We start from the raw sequence: 24359 nt of genomic DNA, 5'->3' as shown, positions 1-24359 counted from the left end.
GCTGTCCCATCCCGGTCGATCACTGCGGATCCGCGGATCCGCGGGGTACTCTCGGGGTTGTCGCACCGCGACGCGTCGTGCCGGGTCGCTTTCAGCAAGTCGACGGTGGTTCCGTTCGGCGAGACTCCGCGACGCGGGCGTCCTCCGCCTCCAGGGAAACGGCGGAGGGCGCCCACCCTGGCGTCGCAGCGACTCAGCTCAGCGGAACAGCTGCTCGCCGATGTACGACCCCTTGCGGGGTGCCGGCGGGACGGCGAACACCGCGGACCCGATGTGCGAGACGTACTCGTTCAGCCGGTCCGAGGCGCCGAGCTTCCGCTGCAGCCGCGTGAAGTGGTCCGGGTCGTTCACGTAGGCGATGAACAGCAGCCCGGCGTCGAGCTGGCCGTACTCGTTGAGCCCGTCGGTGTAGTTGTACGGCCGCCGCAGGATCTTCACGCCGCCGTTCGCCTCGTGCGCTGCGAGGGCGATGTGCGACGTCGCGTCGATCTTCGTCGCACCGTCGTCGTCCTTCGCGTGGAAGTCCGGCGTGGTGTGCTCCTGTCCGCCGGAGAGCGGTGCGCCCTGGATCTTCGTCCGCCCGAACACCCGCTGCTGGTCGCTGACGACGTCGGCGTCCCAGGTCTCGATGTTCATCCGGATCTTCCGCACCACCTGGTAGCTGCCGCCGGCCATCCACCCGGCGTCGCGGTCGAGCCAGACGAACCGGTCGTGGTCGGCGTCGGTCGTGATGTTCCGGGTGCCGTCCTTGAACCCCATCAGGTTGCGGGGCGTGCTCTGGTGCGGTCCCGCCGATGCCCGGCCGAAGCCGAGCACGGTCCAGCGGACGGTCGCGGTGCCGCGGGCCATCCGTGCCAGGTCGCGCACCGCGTGGTACGCCACCTGGGGGTCGTCGGCGCAGGCCTGCAGGGACAGGTCGCCGCCGGTCAGCCCCTCCTGCAGGTTGTCGCTCGGCAGCGTCGGGATGTCGGCGAGCGACGCCGGGCGCCGGTCGGCCAGCCCGAAGCGCTCGTCGAAGACGCCGGGTCCCAGGCCGACCGTGACGGTGAGGGACGCGGGCCCGAGGTCGAGCGCCTCGCCGGTGTCGGCACCGACTCCATTGCCGTGCGCCGGCTCGACGCTGCCGACGGTCTTGCCGGCCTGCAGCTGGGCGATCGCGGCCGACCAGCGGGCGAGGAGCACCTGCAGGTCGGTCGTGACGGTGGTCGACAGGTCGAACGTCATGTAGACGCAGTACCGCTGCGGGGTGGTGCGGATCCCACCCTGCGGCTGCCGTGCCGCGGTGGCGTAGAACGGCTGGCTCTGCGACAGGTCGATCGACTCGTCACCGTTCGTCGCCGCCGTGAACGGGTTCACGCCGGTCGCCGCGGTGGCGCCGCCGATGCCCGCAGCCGCGCCGACCCCGGCACCGGCCACGGCCAGGCCGGCACCGAACAGCCCGCGGCGGGAGACGTTCGCCCGGGGTGCCTCGTCCGGCTCGGTCACGCGGTCGCGACCTTCTCGGCCAGGCGGGACAGCGGGTCCTGCAGCGCCTGGATCTGCTGCGAGATCGTGTTCGCGTCGGACTTCTTGGTGGCGGCGTCCCAGCTGGCGAAGCCGCCCAGGTCGTCGGCGTCGCGGTAGCCGTCCATCAGCGTGTTCGTGGCGTCGAACTGCTTCGCGATCTGCTTCGTCAGGGTCGGGTCGAGCTTGGTCAGCCCCGGCTTGAGGTACGCGAAGGCCTGACGGGCACCCTCGACGTTGGCGGCGAGGTCGACGAGGTCGATGTGGCTGTACGCCTCTTCCTCGCCGGTGATCTTGTTCGACTGCACCTCTTCGAGCAGCCCGGCGGCACCGTTCGCCAGGTCCTCCGGCTTGTAGTCCAGGGTCGGCACGAGCTTCGCGAGCAGCTGCACGTCCTCGGTCAGGTCCGCGGCGGTCTGCTTGGTCGACGCGGTGATCTTCCCGGCCTGGAACAGGTCCTTCTCGACGGCGTGGAACCCGCTCCAGCCGACGGCCGGGTCGAGGTTCGAGGCGCGCATGTCGATCAGGTAGTCGAGGTTGCCGGCGTTGTCGGTGGCCTTGAACCCCTTCTTGACGAAGCCATCGACGTCGCTCTCGACGTGCTCGTAGAACGGGCGGGCGTTCGCGTAGTCGGTCCTCGCCGCGTCGAGGTCACCGGCGTCGATGTCCTTCTGCAGCTGCTGGACCGCGGCGACCATGTCGGTGACCTGGCCGTCGACGTAGGTCGCGTAGCCCTTCGTCCCGTCGCGGAGCAGGGTCGAGGCGCTGCTGTTCGCGGTCGACGCGGCCTTGCCGGTGACGGTGAAGTCCGTCAGCTCGGTCTCGGCGCCGGGGCAGTACACCTGGTACTTCCCGCCGGTCAGCGTGGCGGTGAAGCGGACGGCGTCGAGGCCGGGCGCCAGGTTCTCCTTCTCGCCGAGGATCCGCTGGTCCTGCAGCAGCTCGACCTCGGTGATCGCGGTCGACGACTCGTTCTTCACCGTGAAGGTGACGGGGCCCGCGGGGACCTTCGTCGAGGACACCGCACAGGCGTCCTGCCCGTCGTTGGTGAGCGTGATGGTGACGCGGGAGACCTTCGCGTCGCCGGAGCCGGAGCCGCCGGCCTCGGCGGACCCACCGGCGCAACCGGTGAGTGCGAGGGCGGTGACGGCGCCGAGGGCGCCCAGGGTGATCAGGGGTCGGACGGGCTTACCGAAGGACATGGTCGGTGCTCCTTGCAGGGTCCGCGGCCGGAGGGCCACGAGCGGGGACGGGTTCGGGGGTGGGGACGGTGGGGAGTCGCCGGCGACGGCGGTCACGGAGGGCCAGCAGCGCCTGCACGGCGGCCGCGGCGCCGAGGGCGATCGGCAGCCAGGCCTTCCAGAGCAGCAGGTCGGCTGATCGCGAGTCCGCTGCAGCCACCGAGGCGGCCGACCGCTCGACACGGGCGTCGGGGACGGACCAGACGGTGCGGTCCAGGGTCGTGGTGCGCGCGGACGGGAGGCCCCCACCGCTCAGCGTCAGCACCTCGCGTTCGTCGCGGGTCGCGTCCAGGACCCCACCGCGGACCGTCCACAGGGTCACCGTGTCGCGCACGGCCCAGCGGGCCGCGAACGGACCAGGGTTCGTCGACGGGGAGACCCCGACGGGCAGGCGGCCGAACAGGGTGACGAGGTCGTCCAGGGTCAGCGTCGACGGACGGTCGGCACCGCTCCCCTGCCCACCGGCCCCGTCCTGCACGACGCGCCACCGGTCGGCGGTCACGCCCGCGCGGGTGACGCGGCGGTGGGCCGACGTCGGCAGGGCGAGTCGGGCCTCCTGGCCGGTTCCGGTGCCGGCCACCCGCAGGACACCGGACGCACCGTCGACGCTGGCGGAGACGGAGCTGGCGTCGCCGCTGACCGCGGTCGTGCGGGGCAGGTCGACCCCGCCCGTCGGCACGGCGATCGCGAGCGCCACTGCGGCGACGGCGAGAGCACCGGCGACGACGGCGCGCACCCCGGGCACGCGGTCCGGCGACGGACGCCAGGCGCGCGGCCAGAGGGTCAGGGCCAGCACCGGAACGACGTAGAGGAACCAGCCGAGCACCTCGATGACCCGCGGGTCCGGCGGGATGCCGAGCACGCCGGTGACCAGGGCGCCCTGCACCGAACCGTTCGGGGCGAGCCACGACAGGTCGACGGTGCGCTGCTGGCCGATGACGATCCAGCCGGCCTCGTGCGCGCGGCGGAGGACGGTCAGCACCAGGCCGCCGGCGACGAAGACCAGGAAGACCCCGGTGCCGGTGAAGAACCGCGACAGGTTGAGGCGGACGCCACCGGTGTAGATGCCGAAGCCGACGACGACCGCGGCCGCGATGCCGATCACGGCACCGAGGGCGGCGAGGCCGGTGTCCGACGACGCCTGGAACGTGGCGAGGAGGAACACCGAGGTCTCGAAGCCCTCCTTCAGGACGGCGAGGAACGCCATGCCGGCGAGTGCCCAGGCGGTGCCCCGGCCGAGCGCCGCGGTGGCACTGGCCTCGAGGTCGGCCGTCAGGGTGCGCGCGTGCGTGCGCATCCAGACGATCATGCCCGTGACGAAGACGACGGCGACGATGCCGATGACCGCCTCCATGCCCTCCTGCTGAGCCTGCGGCAGCGCCTGCTCGACGGCCTGCAGCCCGAAGCCGACGGCGATGCTGAGCAGCACCGCGAGCCCGACGCCCGACCACATCGGGGTGAGCGGGACGCGGTTGCGACGCAGGAACGCGGCGATGATGCCGACGATGAGCGTGGCTTCGAGGCCTTCACGGAGACCGATGACGAGAGTGGCGAGCATGACGAAGGTGAGGCTAACCTAACCGCCGAACGGCCCGCCAGTCGTGCGACGTGATGTTTGATGGTTCTCATGAACCTGCTGTCCGTCGACGGCCTGGCGTCGGTCACGAACGTGCTCGACCTCGCCGGGGTCTTCGCGTCCGCCCTGCTCGGCGGCTCCATCGCCCGCGCGATGGACTTCGACCTGTTCGGGTTCCTGGTCGTCGGGTTCGTCTCCGGACTCGGCGGCGGGATGCTCCGCGACACCCTGCTGCAGAACGGACCCCCCGTCGCGCTCGTCGACCCGCTGTACGTGCCGGTCGCCGTCGCCGGGGCGCTCATCGCGTTCCTCGTGTCGTTCTCCGAGGTGACGTGGGACCGGCTGTTCACCGTGCTCGACGCCGCCGTGATCGGGTTCTGGGCCGTGGTCGGCGTGCAGCGGACCTACGACGCCGGGCTCGACTGGCCCGCCGCGATCATCATGGGGACCATCACCGCGGTCGGCGGCGGGGCCATGCGCGACCTGCTGCTGCGGCGGGTGCCGGCGGTGTTCGGCGGGAACGCGCTGTACGCCACCGTGGCCGTCGCCGCGTCGGCCGTGATGGTGATCGCCTCGGCGCTCGGGTCGCCGTCGCTCGGCATCCTGCTCGCGATCACCCTGTCGCTCGGGCTCCGCTGGGGAGCGGTCCGCCGGGGCTGGGGGCTGCCGAACGGCCGTGACTGGCAGCCGAAGTCGACCCTCGGTTCGCTGCTCCGGCGGGGTCGGAGCCTGCGGCCGGACGCGCTCCGCTTGCTCCGGCGTCCGGGCCGTCGAACCGGCGCCGGCAGTGTCCGGGAAGAGCACGAGGACTGAGGGGCTGTCATCCGCGGCGTCGCGACGCTACGATCAGTACCGCCGGGTATCGTCCTGGCAGTTCTACCGGGGATGATCCCGGTGAACGCTGTCCGCACAGCACCGACGCGACCCGAACGCGCCGGTTCCGAGCAGACGTGGGGATGGGGGCTTCGCTGATGCCGCGCGGGATCAGACGCGCGGCGCGGCAGGTCTCCACCACGATGCTCTCCCCGACGACCACCAGCACAGGTCGGAGCAACAACCGATGAGCGACGACGCTTCCCCCACCCAGCGCATCCCGCGTGCCGAGGTCCGGGAACGCCTGCTCGCCGCCGGAGCCGCGGTCTTCGCCGAACAGGGTGTGTACGGCGCCCGGCTCGACGACGTCGCCGCGCGCGCGGGGTTCAGCAAGGGTGCGGTCTACTCGAACTTCTCGTCCAAGGAAGACCTGCTCGCGCAGGTCATGCAGCGGTCCACGAACCTGGTGCTCGGCTCGCTGCAGGAGCTCGTGCACGCCGACATCGCCGCCGTCGACGTCGGGGACGTCCTGCGCGCTGCGTTCGGCCAGCACGACCAGAGCGAGCAGTTCGCGCTGCTCTCGGCGTTCCGCGGGTACGCCGTGCGCCACCCGGAGTTCCTGCCCGAGTTCATCCGGCAGCGCCGGGTCCTGCAGGACGGGGTGCTCGAGCTGGTGCGGCTGTGGCTCGGTGCCCACACCGAGGTCGACGTCGGCATGACCCCGGAGGAGTTCGCGACCGTGCTCATCGGGGCGAACGTCGGCCTGGTGTTCGACGCGCCGGCGCTGCCCGGGGTCGACCCGGGCGAGCTCGTCGCGACGCTGGTCGAGGCGGTCGTCCGCCGGCGCTGACGCGTGGCGCCCCGGCGCGGGGGCGCCCCGCTCGAACGGTGCGAGGTTCCGTAGTCCGTGCGGGGCCGCGCCGGTCGCACGGAGTACGGAACCTCGCACCACTCGGCGCACCCCTCGCACCACTCGGCGCACCCCTCGCACCGTGCGAGGCTCGCACGGTGCGCACGCGCGCTCGCGTCAGGCCGTGCGACGATCGCGACGGCGGGGCTTCGGCCCGTCGTGGGACCAGGCGGACGACGGCAGCAGGCTCGGCGGCAGCAGGCGCGACCGGACGACTCGCAGGGTGGGCACCGACGCGTCGAGTGCGCCACGAGCTTCGCGGACGTGCCGCTCCAGCGCCGAAGTGTCCACCGAGGCGACCCCGTCGGCGGCGAAGCGCTCCCGATCGACCGCGTCGACCGTGGCCTCCAGGTGGGGCACGACCGAGGCCGGCAACCCGGGCCGGAGTCGTCCGAGCACGGCTCGGGCGGTCCGGGCCACGGCGGCGGCATCACCCGGTGGCGCGATGCCCGGGGCGTACCCGTGGTCGGCGACGTCGTCGAGCAACTCCCGCCAGGCCTGCACGGCGGGTGACCGGCCGGCGGCGATCGCCAAAAGCCTCGACCGGCGGCGGACAGCGCGCACGAGGCCCGGGGCGACGAGGACCGCGAGCACGAGCAGCAGCCCCACGAGCAGCCCGACGGGGCCACCTGCGTCGCCGGAGCCGGACGCACCCGCGGCACCCGGCGCCGGGGAGGCCGACGGGGTCGGTGACGCGGAATCCTGCGCCGGGGTGGTCTGCTCGGGAGCCGGCAGCGGGGTCTCCGGTGCCGCCGCGGTCGGCGAGGCCGAGGGCTCCTCGGACGGCGCGGCCTCGTCGGAGTCGGGCGTCGGCTCGAAGGCGACCCACCCCGCGCCCCGGATGTACAACTCGGGCCAGGAGTGCAGCTGCCGGTTCGACACCGCGTACTCGCCGTCGGGCTGCGGCGACCCGGCCCGGTACCCGACCGCGATGCGCGAGGGGATGCCGAGCGTGCGGGCCATCACGGCCATCGCGGACGAGAAGTGCACGCAGTACCCGTCGCGGACCTTCAGGAACGTCGAGACGACGTCCATGCTGTCGCCGTCGTACCCCTGCTCGACGGGGGCGGTCTCGGAGTACGTGAACAGGTCGCTGCGGAACCACTGCTCGAGTGCCCGCGCACGCCCGTAGTCGTCTGTCGCGGCTGCGGCGACGCGGGTCGCGGTGGTCGAGATGTTCGCCGGCAGGTCGTCGGGCAGGGCGAGGTCGGTGCGCAGCTGCTGGCGGCTGGGCTCCCGGAAGCCACGGCCGTCGGAGCGGGCGAGCACCCCCGAGGCGGCGACCGCGTCGAGGTAGTCGTTGGCGAAGGTCGAGGCCCCGTAGACCTCGTACATCGCACCGCGGGCGGTCGCGGCTCCGGTCGACCGGACGGTGCTCGAGTTCCCCATCCACCGCCACTGCGACAGGTCGAGGTTGGTGGACTGCGACTCGATCGACACCGCACCCGACGGCACCGGCAGGTAGGTGCTGGACAGCCCGGTGATCCGGACGGTCACGTCGCCGCGGCTCGCGAGGCGCGGGTTGACGCCCTCGGCCCACTGCTGCTCGTCGGCCGTGTCGGCCTCGGCCGCGTTCGTCACGGTCGGCACCCAGTCCCCCGTGCCGAACTCGTCCAGGTCGGCGAGCTTGAGGTACTCGGGCTGCCCGTCCGACGAGCGGTAGCGGAACACCTCGAGCTCGCTCGGGCGGCGCAGGTCGTTGCCGAGTTCGAGCAGGGTGCCGGGCCGTCCGGGCTGGATCGGCGACTGGATCGCACCGGTCACGCCGGACAACCAGCTGGCGTTGAGCGGCACGATCGTCGGCAGCCCGATGGCCACGACGAGCCCGATCGCCCCGACCACGGCGGCCGGCAGTGCGCGCTGCACGGGGCGGACGGACAGCCAGAGCAGGGCGAGGAACGCCACCGCCGTGGCGATGACGAGCGGGGTGCCGGCGGGCTGCCCGGTGATGACACCCGGAACGATCAGGATGACGAGGGCCGGTGCCGCGGCGAGCGACGGGATCCGCGCGATGGCGGCGAGGAACAGCGAGACCGCCGCGACCCAGCCGATCGACGCGGTGACCACGAGCCGGATCGCGTCGGTCTGCGGCAGCGGTGCGGGGTTCAGGCGGATCGCGGCGAGCGTCTCCCCGAGGGCCCCGTCTGCGTCGAGCCACCCGAGCGGTTGGATGTCGTTGACCAGGGCGGCGGCGCACGAGCAGGCGATGACCGTGCCGACCAGGACGACGAAGCGGATGCCGGGCGTCTGGCGGCGCACCGCGAGCATCACGGCGACGAGCACGGCGACGACGACGACGCCCGATGCCCACCAGGCGATGCCCTGCACGAGCGGCCGGATCGCGAGGGCGGCGAGGAGCACCGGCACCGGCGCGAGGGCCACGACCCAGGCGCTCGGGACGTCACGCAGGTCGTCGTCGCGCTCGAGGATCTCGCGCACGTCGGCACGACCACGCGCGGGTGCGCTCACCCCGGTCACCGTGCGGCTCCGGACGGCGTCGCGCCGACGACCTGCACCACGAGGGTCCGCCAGCCGCCACGGTCGAGGATGCCCCGCACGGCCGGGTCCGGCGGCACGATCGTCGCCAGGATGCCGCGGCTCGAGCCGCTGGTCGCGCTGACGAGCTCGGCGGCTTCGTCCGCGGTGCAGGTGCCGGTCACCACGGCGGTCATGCCGTGCACGTCGCGGCCACGGACCTCGGGCAGGACGTCGGTCACCTGTCGCGCGTCGGAGCGGAGCCGGACGTCGGCGAGCCCGACGAGCACGTCGGTGAGCCCGCCGACGTCGCCCGCGTGCCGGGTCGCGCCCTCGGGACCGTCGAACACGAGCACGACGCGGGAGGTCCGGGCGGCGAGCGCCCGGGCGACACTGGCGGCCACCACGACGGCGTGCTCGAAGGCCTGGTCGCCGCCCAGGTCGGAGAGCTCGGCGAGGTCCTCGCGACCGAGCCGCTGGTAGGACTCGCGCCGGACGTCGAGGGCGATCACGGCCTCGGGCGGCTGGGCCTGGGTGGTCTGGCGGACGTGGAGTCCACCGCGCCGTGCACTCTGGGCCCAGTGCACCCGGCGGATCGGGTCGCCCGGTCGGTACGGGCGGAGTTCGCTGTCGTCGGCGGAACCGCCCTGTCCGACCCGACCCTCGTCGGCCGAGACCGCACCGGCGAGCGCGCCGGCGTCGATCGCCCCGAGGGGCGCCGAGGCCGGGACGACGACGACCTCTTCAACAGGGACCACGGGACGGTCGATCCGGAGCAGGCCGAACGGGTCCTCCACCCGGATCGTCACCGGCCCGACCAGCGTCCGGCCGCGGTGCATCGCGAGCGCCTCGACGTCGAGCACGGCCGGCGGCAGGTTCGGCCCGACCTCGGCGTAGGTCTCCGCCTCGGCCAGGCTGGCGAAGGCGTCCTCGAGTTGTTCGCGCACGAGCAGCGTCGCCCGCGGGCCGATCCGCAGGCTGGTGCTGCCGAGGGTGATGCGTTCCCGGTAGACCTCGCCCACCTGGACGATCGCCCGAGCGGTGCTGCGGCTGCCGCGGAGCGGGGTGGCGACGACGAACGCCATCGCGATGCCGAGCACGACCAGCACGAGCAGCAGCAGGCCGGCCGTGACGGCGACGCTCGTGGTGCCGACCAGGCCGCCGCCGACCAGGCCGATGCCGACGGCGATGACCGTCCAGCCCCGGATCGTCGGGCGCGGGAACGGGGTTCGGCGTGCCAAGGACAGCCCGCGGCGGCCGAACCGGGCCGCCGTGGACCGCGCGGCACCGACGCGTCGCAGCAGCGACGGCGGTGCCGATGGACCGGCCATCAGGAGCGGACGGGGGTGGCCGTGAACGGGATGGCGGTGTCGGAGACGATGCGAACGACGATCTCGCGCACGGTGTCCTCGCCGGTGCCGCCGAGCCCACGGGCGACCGGCACGAGCCGGTGCGCGAGCACGATCGGGGCGAGCGTCGCGACGTCGTCGGGGGTGACGAACGGGCGGCCGAGCAGGGCGGCGTGCGCACGCGCGGCCTGCGCCAGGTGCAGCGTCGCGCGGGGACTCGCACCGAGCACGAGGTCGGGGTGGGTGCGCGTCGACCGGACGATCGCGATGATGTACGCCTCGACGTCGGGGGCGATGTGCACCCCGGCGACGGTCTGGATGATCGCCCGCAGCGTGGTCACGTCGACGATCGGCCGCAGGCGCGACAGCGGGTCGCTGCCGCCGCGGTTCGCGAGCATCTGCCGTTCGGCGTCGACGCTCGGGTAGCCCATCGCGATGCGCGCCATGAAGCGGTCCCGCTGCGCCTCGGGCAGCGGGTACGTGCCCTCCATGTCGATCGGGTTCTGCGTCGCGACGATCATGAACGGCCGGTCGAGCGGGCGCGTGACACCGTCGACGGTGACCTGCGACTCCGCCATCGCCTCGAGCAGCGCCGACTGGGTCTTCGGGCTGGTGCGGTTGATCTCGTCGCCGATGACCACGTTCGCGAACACCGGGCCGGGCGAGAACCGGAAGGTGCCGGACGACTGGTCGAAGATGTTCACGCCGGTGACGTCGGACGGCAGCATGTCCGAGGTGAACTGGATGCGGTTCACCGATCCGCCGACCGAGGCACCGAGCGCCTTGGCGAGCACGGTCTTGCCGACGCCGGGGACGTCCTCGACGAGCAGGTGTCCCTCGGCGAGCATCACCGTGAGGGCCGTGCGGATGGCTTCCGCCTTGCCGTCGATCACCGTGGCGACGGAGGCCACGATGTCGTCGCCCACCGCCCGCACGTGTTCGAGCGGGAAGGCGGGGTCGGTCGGGTCCGGCACGCAGGGCTCCATCGTCGGGGACAGGTGTCGTGCATGCTACATCGGGCCGGTGACAGCACCCGGTACGGGTGCACGGACTGGTCGTTCCGCGCACCGGTGGCCGATCCGCGCGTGGTGGGGCCGGGAGGCACGACCCACCACACGCCGATCCGTCACCCCGTGCGCGGAACGGCCCACGGGCCTCCAGGCAGTGACCGGGTCAGCTGACGGACGGTCAGGACCGGGGCGCCAGCGCCGCGTTCGCGGCGCGCAGCACGCGCGCGGCGACCGCGACCCCGTCTTCGCGCCCGAGCTCGGTGTCCTCGTGCTCGATGTTCACCCACATGTCCGGGTCGATCGCACGCAGGGCCTCGAGGAACGTCGTCCAGTACGCCTCGTCGTGCCCCTTGCCGAGCGCGACGAAGTCCCACGCCGACGGCTTCGGCCACTCGTTCGCCCACTCGTCGCCGCCGAGGTTCGTGCGCGACTCGTCCGGCGACAACCGGCGGAACGAGTTGTCGAGCACCCCGTTGATCGCGGCGTGCGGGTTGATCCTGACGTCCTTCGCGGCGGCGTGGAACACGAGCGGACCGAGGTCGCGGGCGACCGCCACCGGGTCCATCTGCTGCCAGAACAGGTGCGAGGCGTCGAGCTCCACCCCCACGTTGGTCAGCCCGCCGCGCTCGACGAGCTCCCGGATCGACGCCGGGTTGAACACGAGGTTCTGCGGGTGCAGCTCGAGCGCGACCTTGACGCCGTGCTCCCGGGCCAGGGCGTCGATCTCCTGCCAGAACGGCACCGCGACGCTCCACTGGTGCTCGAGCACGTCGAGCGCCGCCGAGTTCCAGGCGTTCACGATCCAGTTCGGCCGCGTCCCGCCCGGCTCCCCCGCCGGCAGTCCGGACATCGTGACGACGCGGTCCTGCCCCAGACGGGCCGCGAGGCGGATGCTGCGCCGGACGTCCTCGGCGTGCGCGGGACCGATCGCCGGGTCGGGGTGCAGCGGGTTGCCGTTGCAGTTGAGCCCGGCGATCTCGACGCCGGTCCCCGCGAACTGCGCGAGGAACGCGTCACGCGCCCCGTCGTCCTGCAGGATCGCGTCGATGTCGGGCACGTGCACCGGGGGCAGGAACCCGCCGGTGTTCAGCTCGATGCCGGTGAGGCCGTTGGCCGCGATGACCCGGAGTGCGTCGGCGAGGGGCCGGTCGTGCAGGATCGCGTTGTAGAGACCGAGCTTCATGCCGTCACTGCTTCCTTGATCGTCTCGGTGGCGCCTCCGGCCGCTGCGGACCGTGCCACGGCGTCGAGGACCTCCATGTTGTGCACGCCGTCGTCGAACGTGGCGTTCGCGGGCAGGGCGTCGGGCACGGCGCCGGTCAGCCCGGCGATCTCGTCGAGGAACGCCCGCGCCTGGTACTCGAACATCTGGTTCTGCCCCCAGCCGACGCCCGGGGCGTCCATCGCCATGCCGCCAGCGACGTAGGGATGGTCCGGGCCGAGCACGACCTGTCGGTACCCACCCGTGCGCGAGCCGTCGGACTGCAGCGCGAGGCCGATCTCGGAGGCGCGCTCCTGGTCCCAGCGGGCGGCGCCGCGCTCGCAGAACACCTCGATCACGAGGCCGTTCGGGTGCCCGGCGGCGACGCGCGAGGCCTCGAGCGACCCGACGACCGTGCCGTCACCGAACCGTGCGCTGAACGTGGCGTAGTCGTCATTGCCGACGGCCGCGGTCTCACCCGTGAGCGGGACGGCCTGCCCCCGCAGGGCGTGTCCGGCGGCGACGGGGCGCTCGGTGATCGACGTGGTGAACGTGCCACCGCTGACGCTCCGGACCGGACCGGCCAGGAACTCGGCGACGTAGGACAGGTGCGAGCCGACGTCGGCGAGCGCGCCGGACCCCGGCTCCCCCGCGAAGCGCCACGAGAACGGGACGTCGGGCGAGGCGCCGTAGTCGGTCCAGTACCGGCCGGAGACGTGCAGGACGCGGCCGAGGGTGCCGTCGTCAACGAGCTCCCTGATGGCCGCGAGGCCGGGAGCCCGGCGGTAGGTGAACCCGATGCGGCCGAGCACCCCGCGCTGCGCGGCCTCGGCAGCGGCGGACGCCATCGCGCGTGCGTCGTCGAGCGAGTCGGACAGCGGCTTCTCGCACAGCACGTGCTTGCCGGCGGCGAGCAGCCCCTCGACGATCTCGCGGTGCAGGGTGTTCGCGACGACGACGCTCACCACGTCGATGTCGTCCGCCGCCGCGATGGCCCGCCAGTCGGTGTCGTGCCGCTCGTAGCCGAAGCGCCGTGCGGCCTCGGCGGCGAGGGGCTCGTAGACGTCGCCGACCGAGACGAGCCGGACCGGCGGCAGCGTCGCGGTGAAGAGGGAGGGTGCGTTCCGCCACGCAGCCATGTGGGCCTTGCCCGCCATGCCCGCACCGATGACGGCGACGCCGATGCTGTCGCTCATGTTCTCTCCTTCGAGAAGGTCGCTGGATCCCGATTCTGGAACGTTCCAGAACGTGTCGGTAGACTGTAGCCGCACCAGCCCATGTCCTGTCAAGCACCGTGCCGGAAAGGCTCAGCGTGACCCCTCGCCCGCCGACGATCATCGACGTCGCCGCACGCGCGGGCGTCTCGAAGTCCCTGGTGTCGATGGTGCTGCGCGACGATCCCGGGGTCTCCCCGGCCCGCCGCTCCGCGGTGCTCGCCGCCGTCGCGGAGCTCGGCTACCGCCCGAACCGCGCCGCCGCCATCCTCGCCGGCACCCGGACCCGCACCATCGGGGTCATCGTCGACGACTTCCGGAACCCCTGGTACGTGCCGATGCTCGACGGCATCCGTGAGGCCCTCGCCCCGCACGGACTCCGCCTCACCCTGGCCGACACCCGGGCCAACGCCCACCTCGACTCCTCGCCATTCGACGACCTGGTCTCCCTGCGGGTCGACGGCGTGGTGCTCGCCGCCGAGGGCTTCCCCGACGTCGTCGTCCCCGCCGACACCCCGGTCGTGATCGCCGGCGCGCGCGAGGACGTACCGGGCGGACTCGACGTGGTCGCCTCCGACGAAGCCGCCGGCGGGCGGTTGGCAGCGGATCACCTGGTCGGCCTGGGTCACCGCCGCATCGTCCACGTCACCGGCTCGGGAGGCCCGGCTGCGCTCCGCCACGACGCCACCGTCGCGCAGCTGGTCGCGTCCGGCATCGAGCCGCTGGTCTACGGTTCCGGCCCGACCTCGGAGACGACCGGCTACGAGGGCATGCGGCTCGCACTCCGGGAGCACCCCGACCTGACCGCGGTGTTCGCCGCGAACGACGTCATGGCGATGGGCGCGATCGCCGCCGTGCAGGAAGCCGGACTCCGCGTGCCGCAGGACGTCTCGGTGATCGGCAACGACGAGACCCCGCTCGCCGCGTCACCCCTGCTGCGCCTGACGACGGTCGACCCGCACAACGACGAGGTGGGGCGCCTGGCGGCTGCGCGGTTGGTCGAGCGGATCGGCGCCGCAGCGGGGACGCCGACGGATCCCATCAGGACACTCGTGCCACCGACGCTCGTCGTGCGGTCGACGACGGGGCCGCCGCGCGCCTGAGTGGTGACCGCCCCGGGGCCGACGCCGGCGGGGCGGAGGTGCGCCGGGCCTCCAGGCCGGGTGCGAGGTGACCCGAGGTCAGACGCGCGCGCCCTCGAGCCGCTCGACGGACTCGGCCAGGTCGGCGAGTTCGGGGACCTCGTGCGCCTCGGCGAGGGCACCCTCGAGCGCCTCGGCGTGGATCGGCGTCGCACGCTCGAGCAGGGCCTGCCCGGCGTGCGTGAGCTCCGTGTAGAGCCCGCGACGGTCGTCGGCGCACAGGACGCGGGTCAACAGGGCGCGCTCCTCGAGCCGGTTCACCAGCCGGGTGGTCGCACTCGGGCTGAGGGCGGCCGCGCGGGCGAGCTGCTGCATGCGCATGTGGAAGCCATCCTGGCGGCGCAGGGCGTCGAGCACCGTGAACTCCACGACCGACAGGTCGACCTGGCGGAGCGCCCGCTCCAGGCGCGTCTCGATCAGGCCGTGCAGCGCCGCCAGGGTGCGCCAGCCGTGTGCGCGGACGGCGGTCGAGGTGTCGTCGACGGACATCGGGGCTCCTTCGGTCGGTGCAGACGACGACAGTTGCTTGCGCGGATACCCCGCGTGTGCAACTATCGATATCCCGCGTCTGCAACAACCAGCGTACGCGGCACAGCTCCACAACGGAAGGACATCCATGCCCGCGGGACTCATCGCCCTCGCACTCGGCGGATTCGGCATCGGGCTGACCGAGTTCGTCATCACCGGCCTGCTGCCCGAGGTGGCGGCCGACTACGGCGTCACCGAGACCACCGCCGGCTGGCTCGTCACCGGGTACGCCCTGGCGGTGATCGTCGGGGCCCTCGGGCTCACCGCCGCGACCACCCGGCTCCCCCGCAAGCCGGTCCTGCTCGGGCTGCTCGTGTTGTTCGTCGTCGGCAACACCCTGTCCGCGATCGCCCCGACCTACGGCGTGATGATGACCGGCCGTGTCATCGCCGCCCTGTGCCACGGAGCGTTCTTCGGCATCGGCTCGGTCGTCGCCGCGAACATGGTCGAGCGGTCAAAGCGCGCGTCGGCCGTCGCCCTGATGTTCACCGGGCTCACCGCCTCGAACGTGCTCGGCGTACCGTTCGGCACCTTTCTCGGCCAGGCCGCCGGCTGGCGTGCGACGTTCTGGGCGATCGCGGCCATCGGTGTCGTCGCCCTGATCGGCGTCCTCGTCCTCGTCCCCGCGGTCCGCTCCACCGAGGTCCCGTCGCTCGCCCGCGAACTCAGCGCCTTCCGGTCCGGGCAGGTCTGGCTGTCGCTCGGCATGACCGTACTCGGCTACGGCGGGATGTTCGGCGCCTTCACATACATCGCGTACACGCTGACCTCGGTGTCCGGCTTCCCGTCGTCGGCGGTGCCGTGGCTGCTCATCGTGTTCGGGATCGGGCTGTTCGTCGGCAACTTCGCCGGCGGCAAGCTCGCGGCCCGCTCGATCGACCGCACGTTGCTCGTGGTGCTCGTCGTCCTGACCGTGGTGCTCGCGGCGTTCGCCCTCGTCGCGACCTCGCCGGTGCTCACCGTGATCGCCCTCGTGTTGATGGGGGCGTTCGGGTTCGCGACCGTCCCGGCCCTGCAGACGCGGGTGATGCAGTACGCCGACCACGCGCCGACCCTGGCGAGCGGGGCGAACATCGCCGCGTTCAACCTCGGCAACGCGCTCGGGGCCTGGATCGGCGGCCTGACCATCGCCGCCGGGCTCGGCTACACGTCGCCGATCTGGGCGGGGTCGGGGATCACCCTGGCGGCCGTGGTGCTGACGCTCGTGGCCATGGGCGCCGTGCGTCGGGGGCGCGCGGGAGTGCGGACCACGACGACGGGGAGCATCGCGACGGTCTGACGCGAGCGCTTCGGGCGCCAGGAACGACGAAAGCCCGGTCCGATCGGACCGGGCTTTCGTGGAGTGCGGAGACGGAGGGATTTGAACCCTCGGTCCCCTCAAAGGGGACTCCACCTTAGCAGGGTGGTGCACTCGGCCGGACTATGCGACGTCTCCAAGCACTCTCGCGAGCGCTGCGACCACCATACAGGAGGACCGCGCTACTCTCGACCCGACGCACACCCGCGCGTGGCACGGCCCGTCGCACTCGGTCCCCCGAAGTGGGGACACGTGGGGGTTGTCGGGGCGTACCCCACTGCATAGCATCATCGGGACGCGGCAATCACGTTCCGGGGCTCGTCCCCGTCGTCGCGACACAGCACCCGACGTCGTTCCCCGTGCGGGCCCGGCGCGCCCGATCGCGTGGCGCCCGGCGGGGAGCGACTCCCCTGGGGGCGCGGCCCACCACCGCGCCCCCGTTTCTGCGTTCGGGGCGGGTGCACTGCTGACGTCACGGCGCACGCACGCACGGCAACGGTCGGGCCCACGAAAGCGACACTGCGCCGCCGAGCTCGGCCGGCACTGGCGCCAGGGCGACAGAGCGCCGCGGATGTTCGGCGGCAGTCTGTCGCTTTCGCGAAAGGGGGCGAGGGGCCAGGCGCAGCAACCGCGCCCGCGCCGCTCCTCAGTACCCGAACGCCTTGGAGCAGGTCTGCTGGTCGGCGGACTGCCCCTCGAGTCCGTCGATGGTCTCGGGCGTCGCCGAGGGGGTGCGCGGCGCGGCGGACGACGGCGCTGCCGGGGTCGCCGGGGTCGCGGGCGCCGGCGCAGCCGCTGGCGACGAGGGTGCCGCGTTCGGCTGCGTCGGACTCGGCTGCGTCGGACTCGTCTCCGACCCGATGCCCGTGCTGTCCGCCCCGAGGGAGAACGACTGGTCGGCCTTGATCTTCGCGAACAGCCGGTCGGCCAGGTACGTCGTCGGCTCGACCTTGCCCTCGTAGACACCGGTGCCGCCCGTGGTGCCCGGGTACTGCACGAAGTTCACCTGCGCCAGCGGCAGGTCCCGGAGCGCCAGGCCCATCTGCACCATCGTCCCGATGTCGTTCAGGCTCTGGGACAGCTGCATGTTCGACGCCGCCGCCCGGGCCAGCTTGTACAGGCGGGCCGGCGAACCGAGGGTGTCGTTCGACTTCACGGTGCGGAGCAGCGACGACAGGAACACCTGCTGGCTCGAGATCCGGCCGAGGTCCGACCCGTCGCCGACCCCGTGCCGGGTGCGCAGGAACGCCAGGGCCTCGTCACCCTGCAGGGTCGAGGTACCGGCGGGCAGGTTCAACCCGGTGTACGAGTCGGTGATCGGCTGGGCGACGCAGACGGGCACGCCGCCGATCGCGTTCGACATCTCGATGACACCCTTGAAGGACACCGCGGCCGAGTACTGGATGTCGAGTCCGGTCAGCCCGGCGACCGTCTGCGTGACGCAGTTCAGGCCACCCTCGCCGAACGAGGTGTTGATCGGCTGCGCGGCCATCGCCGGGGCCGTGCCCGTGCCGTCGGTCTTCTTGCAGGCCGGGATCGGCGTGACGAGGTCGCGCGGGATGCTCACCGCGGTCGCGTTGGTGTGGTCGGCCGAGACGTGCAGCAGGATGTTGACGTCGTTGAGGGTCGCGTCGCGCTCCCCGAACGCCGCGCTCTGGTCGGGGTCGTTGTCGGTGCCGACGACGAGCATGTTGAACCCGCCCGTGAAGGCGCTGAGCGGCTTCGCGCCGCCCTGCGCCTGCGGTGCGGGCTGGCCCTGGATCTCGACACCGTCACCGAGGTCGTCCGTGACCTGCTTCGCCGCGATCGCCGTCACCGAGACCGAGCTCACCAGGGCCACTGCGACGACGGCGGACACCGTCTTGGCAGCGGTCGCGAGGGGGCTCGAGCGCCGCAGTCGTCCGTGCCGTGCGATCCCGGGTGCTCGGTTCAAGCGGTGGGATCGATCGCGGACGTCGTTCACGGGCACTCCTGTCGTCGGTGGACACGCCGGGGACGGCAACCGGTCAAGGCTGCCACGACGTTGCCTGACGATCCAGTGCGAGGGGCGCCGCGACCGCGCACTGCGCGGCGGCGGGACCTGCGGACCACGGCGGCGGACACGGACCTGAGCGGATCCGCAGCCGCCGCCGGTTCAGGCCGGCACGACCACCCGGAAGCGGTCCGGCAGCGCGATCAGGGCCGACGACAGGTCGAGGAGCGCCGCGGCGCAGTCGTCGAGGGCGTCTCGCTCCGCGGCGTCCGCGGCCCGTTCGACGATCTCGACCCGTCGTCGCCGGTCCACAACGGCGTCGATCCCGTTCGCCAGGGCGACGTCGTCGGTGAAGAACATGTCGAGCACGATGCGCTGCGACAGCAACCAGTCACCGCTGACCGACGACCCGCGCCGCCGCAGGTACCAGGCCCCGAGTTCGACGAAGGCACCGGCTTCGGTCCAGCACTCGCGCAGCCACGCCTTGTCGAACCGGTCGTGGTACCCCACGGAGTTCGACGGCGGATCGACGAGCAGGGCCTGGGCGATCCGCAGTCGCTCGATCATCTGGTCGACCGACCACTGCGCGATCACGACACCGACGTACCGCTGCACGCTGGCCAGCTGCAGGGACTCGAGGGTCACGAGGGCTTCGCGCACCGGCGTGCGCGACACCCGCATGTCCGATGCGAGGGTGTCGAGCCGCAGCCGCTGCCCACGGCGGTACTCCCCCCGCAGGACGTTGTCGAGCAGTCGCAGGAACACCGCGTCGCGCAGCAGACTTCGGCGCAGGCCGTGGGGATCGAGGCCGTCGGCCCCGGCTCGGGCGGGAGTGTGCTCCATCACCCCAGGTTCACGCACGGGCGGCACCCCCGAGGCGAGGGCGGTCGCTGCCGTGGATCGTGGTCGCCGGTGTCGTGCTGTGGAGGAGTGCCATGCACGCACAGTGACAGCGCTGCGACGGCGGCGCTAAACACTCTGAATACAGAATGTCAGACCGCCGCCGCCGGGTTCACCTCCGGTCGGACTTCGCGTCCCCGGTGAGCACCGAGAGCGGTTGGGTGACGTCCTCGAGCCCCTTCCGCGCGGCGTCGACCCCGAATATCAGGGCCACCACGCCGCCGCCGATCATCACCGCGGACCCGAGCAAGTACCCCCAGAACAGCGGCTCCCGCGACGACCCGTCACCGATGAAGGCGCCGTAGATGGCCGGAGCGACCGCACCGAAGATCTGCGCCAGGGCGAAGAAGTACGAGATGGCCTGCGACCGCAGCTCGAGCGGGAAGATCTCGCTGACGGTCAGGTAGGCGCTCGACGCCCCGGCCGAGGCGAAGAAGAACGAGACGCACCAGAACGCGACCTGCACCGTCGCCGAGATCGCGTCGGCCCGGAACAGGAACGCCGACGTGGCGAGCACGAGGCCGGACACCAGGTACGTCAGGAAGATCATCTGGCGACGACCCCAGGTGTCGAAGAAGCGCCCCAGGATGATCGGGCCGAGCAGGTTGCCGATCGCGAACGGGAAGAAGTAGACCGCCGTCTCCGCCGTCTTCAGTCCGAAGAAGTTCGTCAGGACCAGGGCGTAGGTGAAGAAGATCGCGTTGTACAGGAACGCCTGCGTGATCATCATCGTCGCGCCGACGAGCGTGCGGGTCGGGTACTGCTTCAGCAGCACGCGCGCGATGGCGAGGAACCCGACGCGGTCGGTCGGCGTGACGGTCATCGCCTTCGACTGGTCGACCTCCGGCAGGGGCTTGCCGGTCGCCTTCTCCACCGACTCCTCGATGCGGGAGACGGTGGCCTCGGCCTCTTCCTCGCGCCCGTGCGTCATCAGCCACCGCGGACTCTCCGGGATGTGCCGTCGCAGGAAGATGATCGCGATGCCGAGCACCGGGCCGAGGAAGAAGCCGATGCGCCAGCCGATGTTCTCGGCGAAGTAGGACGTGTCGAGCAGGTAGATGTTCGCGAACGCGCCGAGTGCGGCACCGCCCCAGTACGTGCCGTTGATGGCGATGTCGACGTGCCCGCGGTACTTCGCCGGGATGAGTTCGTCGATCGCCGAGTTGATCGCCGCGTACTCACCGCCGATGCCCAACCCCGCGACGAACCGGAAGGCCGCCAGGAACCAGAAGTCCTGCGCGAGGCCCGCGATGCCCGAACCGACCAGGTAGATCGCGAGCGTCAGGATGAACAGCTTGCGGCGCCCCAACCGGTCGGACATGCGCCCGAACACGAGGGCACCGACGACCTGGCCGACCAGGTAGATCGTGCCGAGGGACGTCACCTGCTGCGTGGACAGGTTCAGGTCCGCCTGGAAGCCCGCGTTCGAGACGATCTGGATCTCGAGACCGTCGAGGATCCAGGACACGCCGAGTCCGACGACGACGCTCCAGTGGAACCGGGTCCACGGCAAGCGGTCCATCCTGGCGGGCACCAGGCTCTTGATGGTTGCGTTCGCGCTGCTCACGAAATGGGACCGTACGCCGAGATCGCCGATGTGGTTCAGATGCGGAACGAGCAACCGGGGGCGGAGCCGGATCCCCCTACTTCGAATCCGGCTCCGTCGCCGGGATCTCAATGATCGCAAGTGCGATGGAAACCCACAAGCGGACGGTCGGGAGGCCCGTGGCGGGCCCCGCCACGGGCCTCCCGTCCGACAAGGCGTAACGTCCAGAACGTGACCCGACCTGACATCCGCACGGTCGGCGAGCTCCGCACCTCTGGTCACGTCCAGAAGACGGTCCGCGCCGAGATCCGCGACAACCTGCTCACCGCCCTGCGCCAGGGCACCGATCCGTGGCCCGGCCTGCACGGCTTCGAGACCACCGTCATCCCCCAGCTCGAACGCGCCCTGATCGCCGGCCACGACGTCGTCCTGCTCGGCGAGCGCGGCCAGGGCAAGACCCGGCTGCTCCGCACCCTGCAGGGCCTGCTCGACGAGTGGACACCGGTCATCACCGGCTCCGAACTCGGCGAGCACCCGTACGAACCGATCACCACCGCGAGCATCCGGCGTGCCGACGACCTCGGCGACGCCCTGCCGATCAGCTGGCGGCACCGCGACGACCGCTACGTCGAGAAGCTCGCGACACCGGACACGAGCGTCGCCGACCTGATCGGCGACGTCGACCCGATGAAGGTCGCCGAGGGCCGCAGCCTGGGCGACCCGGAGACCATCCACTTCGGGCTCGTCCCCCGCGGGCACCGTGGCATCGTCGCGATCAACGAGCTGCCCGACCTGGCCGAACGCATCCAGGTCGCGATGCTCAACGTGATGGAGGAGCGCGACGTCCAGATCCGCGGCTACGTGCTGCGTCTGCCGCTCGACGTGCTCGTCGTGGCGAGCGCGAACCCCGAGGACTACACGAACCGCGGCCGGATCATCACACCGCTGAAGGACCGCTTCGGCGCCGAGATCCGCACGCACTACCCGATCGAGCTCGACGACGAGATCGCCGTCATCCGGCAGGAGGCCCAGCTGACGGCCGAGGTCCCCGACGCCCTGATCGAGATCCTGGCCCGGTTCACCCGGGCACTGCGTGGTTCGAGCGCCGTCGACCAGCGCAGCGGTGTGAGCGCCCGGTTCGCGATCGCCGGTGCCGAGACGGTGTCCGCCGCCGCGGTGCACCGCGCAGCACGCCAGGGCGAGGACGAGGCGGTCGCGCGGCCGATCGACCTCGAGACCGCGGTGGACGTCCTCGGCGGCAAGATCGAGTTCGAGAACGGCGAAGAGGACCGGGCCGACGAGGTCCTCGAGCACCTGCTCCGCACCGCGACCGCCGAGACCGTGCGCTCCCGGTTCAAAGGCCTCGACTTCGCGGTGCTCGTGGACGCGCTCGACGGCGGCACGATGGTGACCACGGGCGAGCAGGTCAGCGCCCGGGCGTTCCTCGAAGGCCTGCCGTCGATCGGTGAGTCCGACCTGTACGACCAGGTGTGCGACCGGATGGGTGCCACGAACGACGGCGAACGCGCCGGCGCGATCGAGCTCGCCCTCGAGGGGCTGTTCCTGGCCCGGCGCATCAGCAAGGAGTCCGGCGGGGGCGAAGCCGTCTATGGCTAGGCAGAACCGGCGCCTGACGCGCGACACCCGGTACGGCCGGTACACCGACGGACCGGACCCGCTCGCCGCTCCGGTCGACCTAGCGGAGGCGCTCGACGCCATCGGGCAGGACGTGATGGGCGGCACGTCGCCCGAGCGCGCGATGCGGGAGTTCCTGCGACGCGGCGGCCGGACGCAGCGCGGCCTCGACGACCTGGCCCGACGGGTGGCCGAGCGCCGCCGCGAGCTGACGAGCAGGAACAACCTCGACGGCACCCTGCAGCAGGTGCGCGAGCTCCTTGACCAGGCGCTGCTCGCCGAGCGCGGGGAGCTCGCCCGCAACGTCGACCTCGACGACGGCGACCGGGCCCTGGCCGAACTGCAGCTCGACAGCCTGTCGCCCTCCCCCGCCGCCGCGGTGCAGGAACTCGGCGACTACGACTGGACGAGCCCGACCGCGCGCCAGGAGTACGACGAGATCAAGGACCTGCTCGGCCGCGAGGTGCTCGACCAGCGCTTCGCCGGCATGAAGCAGGCGCTCGAGGATGCCACCGACCAGGACCGGGCCGCGGTCAGCGCGATGATGCAGGACCTCAACGCCCTGCTCGAGGCGCACGCCCGCGGCGAGGACACCCGGCAGCAGTTCGACGACTTCATGGACCAGCACGGGGAGTACTTCCCGTCGAACCCTGCGAACGTCGACGAGCTGCTCGACGACCTGGCAGCCCGCGCGGCCGCGGCACAGCGCATGCGGAACTCGATGACCCAGGAGCAGCGGGACGAACTCGACGCCCTCGCCCAGCAGGCCTTCGGCTCCCCCGACCTGATGGGGCAGTTGTCCCAGCTCGACGACACCCTGCGCGCGCTGCGTCCCGGCGAGGACTGGGGCGGATCCGAGCGCATGGAGGGCGAACAGGGCCTCGGGCTGGGCGACGGCACCGGGGTGTTCCAGGACATCGCGGACCTCGACGCCCTCGCCGACCAGCTCGCCCAGTCCGGGCCGGGCTCGGAGCTCGACGACCTGGACCTCGACGCGCTGTCCCGGCAGCTCGGCGACGAGGCGGCGGTCGACGCGAAGACCCTGCAGCGCCTCGAGCAGGCGCTCCGGAACTCCGGGGCGATGCGCCGCGGAGCCGACGGGCAGCTCCGGCTCACCCCGAAGGCGATGCGGCAGCTCGGCAAGAGCCTGCTCAAGGACGTCGCCCAGCGGATGTCCGGTCGCCAGGGCGCGCGGGACCTCCGTCGCTCGGGCGCCGCGGGCGAACCCTCGGGGGCGTCGCGGCAGTGGGCGTTCGGCGACACCGAGCCGTGGGACATCCCCCGCACGATCACGAACGCCGTGGTGCGGACGGCGGCCAGCGGTCGACAGGGTGCGGGCGTGCGCCTGAGCATCGAGGACGTCGAGGTGCAGGAGACCGAGGCACGCACCCAGGCCTGCGTCGCGCTGCTCGTCGACACGTCGTTCTCGATGGCGATGGAGGACCGCTGGGTGCCGATGAAGCGCACCGCCCTCGCGCTGCACACCCTGGTGTCGACCCGGTTCCGCGGCGACGACCTGCAGCTCATCGCCTTCGGTCGCGAGGCCGAGGTGATGGACGTCGAACAGCTCGTCGGTCTCGACGCGATGTGGGACAAGGGCACGAACCTGCACCACGCCCTGCTGCTCGCCAACCGGCACTTCCGCAAGCACCCCACGGCCCAACCGGTGCTCCTCATCGTCACCGACGGCGAGCCGACGTCGCACCTCGAGCCGAACGGGCAGGTCTGGTTCGACTACCCGCCCGACCCGGTGACGATCGCGCTGACCGTGCGGGAGCTCGAGAACGCCGGACGCCTCGGCGCCCAGACGACGTTCTTCCGGCTCGGCGAGGACCCGGGGCTCGCCCGGTTCATCGACGCGATGGCGAAGCGCGTGGACGGCAGCGTCGTGGCACCGGAGAACGACGACCTCGGGGTCGCTGTGGTCGGCTCGTACCTCGGCTCGCGTCGCGGGGCCGGCGGCGCGCTCTTCCGCGACGACTGGGGGCTCTGAAGCCAGCCACGTACAGCCTGGAGGCCCGTGGCGGGCCCGTCACGTTCCTCCAGG

General features: G+C 72.1%; 18 protein-coding genes and 1 tRNA gene. 6 read left to right on the top strand and 13 right to left on the bottom strand.

From position 1 onward, the window contains the following. Positions 1–198: 198 nt before the first annotated feature. From efeB to efeU, 3 genes are read right to left on the bottom strand one after another with little or no spacing between them, the layout of a single operon-like run. A complete protein-coding gene (gene efeB, locus ABRP24_RS09325) occupies positions 199–1485 on the bottom strand; it encodes an iron uptake transporter deferrochelatase/peroxidase subunit (RefSeq protein WP_214524384.1) in 1287 nt (428 codons plus the stop codon). Further along, a complete protein-coding gene (efeO, locus tag ABRP24_RS09320) occupies positions 1482–2705 on the bottom strand; it encodes an iron uptake system protein EfeO (protein WP_349849842.1) in 1224 nt (407 codons plus the stop codon). Before efeO ends, efeB begins: the two co-directional genes overlap by 4 nt. Then, the gene (efeU, locus tag ABRP24_RS09315) at positions 2692–4302 is read right to left on the bottom strand and encodes an iron uptake transporter permease EfeU (RefSeq protein WP_349849843.1); all 1611 of its coding nucleotides are present in this window, start codon (positions 4300–4302) and stop codon (positions 2692–2694) included. The genes efeO and efeU overlap by 14 nt, the downstream gene beginning before the upstream one ends. A gap of 69 nt (positions 4303–4371) precedes the next feature. Here efeU and ABRP24_RS09310 point away from each other — a divergent pair, with 69 nt between their 5' ends. After that, complete coding sequence (locus ABRP24_RS09310) at positions 4372–5133, top strand: trimeric intracellular cation channel family protein (protein ID WP_111038270.1); 762 nt, start codon at positions 4372–4374, stop codon at positions 5131–5133. 247 nt (positions 5134–5380) lie between these two features. Continuing rightward, complete coding sequence (locus tag ABRP24_RS09305) at positions 5381–5983, top strand: TetR/AcrR family transcriptional regulator (protein ID WP_301599880.1); 603 nt, start codon at positions 5381–5383, stop codon at positions 5981–5983. A gap of 177 nt (positions 5984–6160) precedes the next feature. Here ABRP24_RS09305 and ABRP24_RS09300 read toward each other — a convergent pair whose 3' ends face one another. The 5 genes from ABRP24_RS09300 to ABRP24_RS09280 all read right to left on the bottom strand — a co-directional run bounded on the left by ABRP24_RS09300 (position 6161) and on the right by ABRP24_RS09280 (position 13274). Beyond that, positions 6161–8512: a DUF3488 and transglutaminase-like domain-containing protein gene (locus ABRP24_RS09300; protein WP_349849844.1), complete on the bottom strand. Its 2352-nt coding sequence runs from the start codon at positions 8510–8512 to the stop codon at positions 6161–6163. Between the two features lie 5 nt (positions 8513–8517). Further along, a complete protein-coding gene (locus tag ABRP24_RS09295) occupies positions 8518–9849 on the bottom strand; it encodes a DUF58 domain-containing protein (RefSeq protein ID WP_349849845.1) in 1332 nt (443 codons plus the stop codon). Continuing rightward, positions 9849–10853: a MoxR family ATPase gene (locus ABRP24_RS09290; RefSeq protein WP_051596850.1), complete on the bottom strand. Its 1005-nt coding sequence runs from the start codon at positions 10851–10853 to the stop codon at positions 9849–9851. The genes ABRP24_RS09295 and ABRP24_RS09290 overlap by 1 nt, the downstream gene beginning before the upstream one ends. Before the next feature lie 202 nt (positions 10854–11055). Continuing rightward, positions 11056–12060 carry a sugar phosphate isomerase/epimerase gene (locus ABRP24_RS09285; protein WP_349849846.1) on the bottom strand — a complete coding sequence of 335 codons (1005 nt, stop codon included), beginning with the start codon at positions 12058–12060 and terminating at the stop codon, positions 11056–11058. Next, complete coding sequence (locus ABRP24_RS09280) at positions 12057–13274, bottom strand: Gfo/Idh/MocA family oxidoreductase (RefSeq protein ID WP_349849847.1); 1218 nt, start codon at positions 13272–13274, stop codon at positions 12057–12059. Before ABRP24_RS09280 ends, ABRP24_RS09285 begins: the two co-directional genes overlap by 4 nt. Before the next feature lie 116 nt (positions 13275–13390). On the opposite strand from ABRP24_RS09280, the gene ABRP24_RS09275 reads away from it, so the two are divergent. Then, the gene (locus ABRP24_RS09275; protein ID WP_349849849.1) at positions 13391–14395 is read left to right on the top strand and encodes a LacI family DNA-binding transcriptional regulator; all 1005 of its coding nucleotides are present in this window, start codon (positions 13391–13393) and stop codon (positions 14393–14395) included. 78 nt (positions 14396–14473) lie between these two features. On the opposite strand, the gene ABRP24_RS09270 is transcribed toward ABRP24_RS09275, so the two are convergent. Further along, complete coding sequence (locus ABRP24_RS09270; RefSeq protein WP_214531207.1) at positions 14474–14923, bottom strand: MarR family winged helix-turn-helix transcriptional regulator; 450 nt, start codon at positions 14921–14923, stop codon at positions 14474–14476. A 127-nt stretch (positions 14924–15050) separates the two neighbouring features. Between ABRP24_RS09270 and ABRP24_RS09265 the strand changes: the two genes are divergently transcribed. After that, complete coding sequence (locus ABRP24_RS09265) at positions 15051–16241, top strand: MFS transporter (protein WP_349849851.1); 1191 nt, start codon at positions 15051–15053, stop codon at positions 16239–16241. Between the two features lie 66 nt (positions 16242–16307). Here the strand turns inward: ABRP24_RS09265 and ABRP24_RS09260 are convergent. From ABRP24_RS09260 to ABRP24_RS09245, 4 genes are all read right to left on the bottom strand, one after another. After that, positions 16308–16397 (bottom strand) — tRNA-Ser (locus tag ABRP24_RS09260). 508 nt (positions 16398–16905) lie between these two features. Then, complete coding sequence (locus ABRP24_RS09255; RefSeq protein WP_349849853.1) at positions 16906–18192, bottom strand: LCP family protein; 1287 nt, start codon at positions 18190–18192, stop codon at positions 16906–16908. Between the two features lie 201 nt (positions 18193–18393). Next, positions 18394–19074 (bottom strand): GntR family transcriptional regulator, encoded by a 681-nt coding sequence (locus ABRP24_RS09250; RefSeq protein ID WP_349849855.1) that lies wholly within the window; start codon positions 19072–19074, stop codon positions 18394–18396. Positions 19075–19243: 169 nt separating this feature from the next. Beyond that, positions 19244–20698 (bottom strand): MFS transporter, encoded by a 1455-nt coding sequence (locus ABRP24_RS09245; protein WP_371836744.1) that lies wholly within the window; start codon positions 20696–20698, stop codon positions 19244–19246. Positions 20699–20908: 210 nt separating this feature from the next. On the opposite strand from ABRP24_RS09245, the gene ABRP24_RS09240 reads away from it, so the two are divergent. Together ABRP24_RS09240 and ABRP24_RS09235 are read left to right on the top strand one after the other, a co-directional pair. Beyond that, a complete protein-coding gene (locus tag ABRP24_RS09240; RefSeq protein ID WP_027466108.1) occupies positions 20909–22294 on the top strand; it encodes an AAA family ATPase in 1386 nt (461 codons plus the stop codon). After that, a complete protein-coding gene (locus tag ABRP24_RS09235; RefSeq protein WP_349849857.1) occupies positions 22287–24305 on the top strand; it encodes a VWA domain-containing protein in 2019 nt (672 codons plus the stop codon). The genes ABRP24_RS09240 and ABRP24_RS09235 overlap by 8 nt, the downstream gene beginning before the upstream one ends. The last annotated feature ends 54 nt before the right edge of the window (positions 24306–24359 follow it).

Origin of the sequence: Curtobacterium sp. WHRI 8282 (genome assembly GCF_040223925.2) — a bacterium.
Taxonomy (GTDB): Bacteria; Actinomycetota; Actinomycetes; order Actinomycetales; family Microbacteriaceae; genus Curtobacterium; species Curtobacterium flaccumfaciens.
Note: the sequence above shows the minus strand (reverse complement) of the source record. Positions and strands in the feature narration are given on the sequence as shown.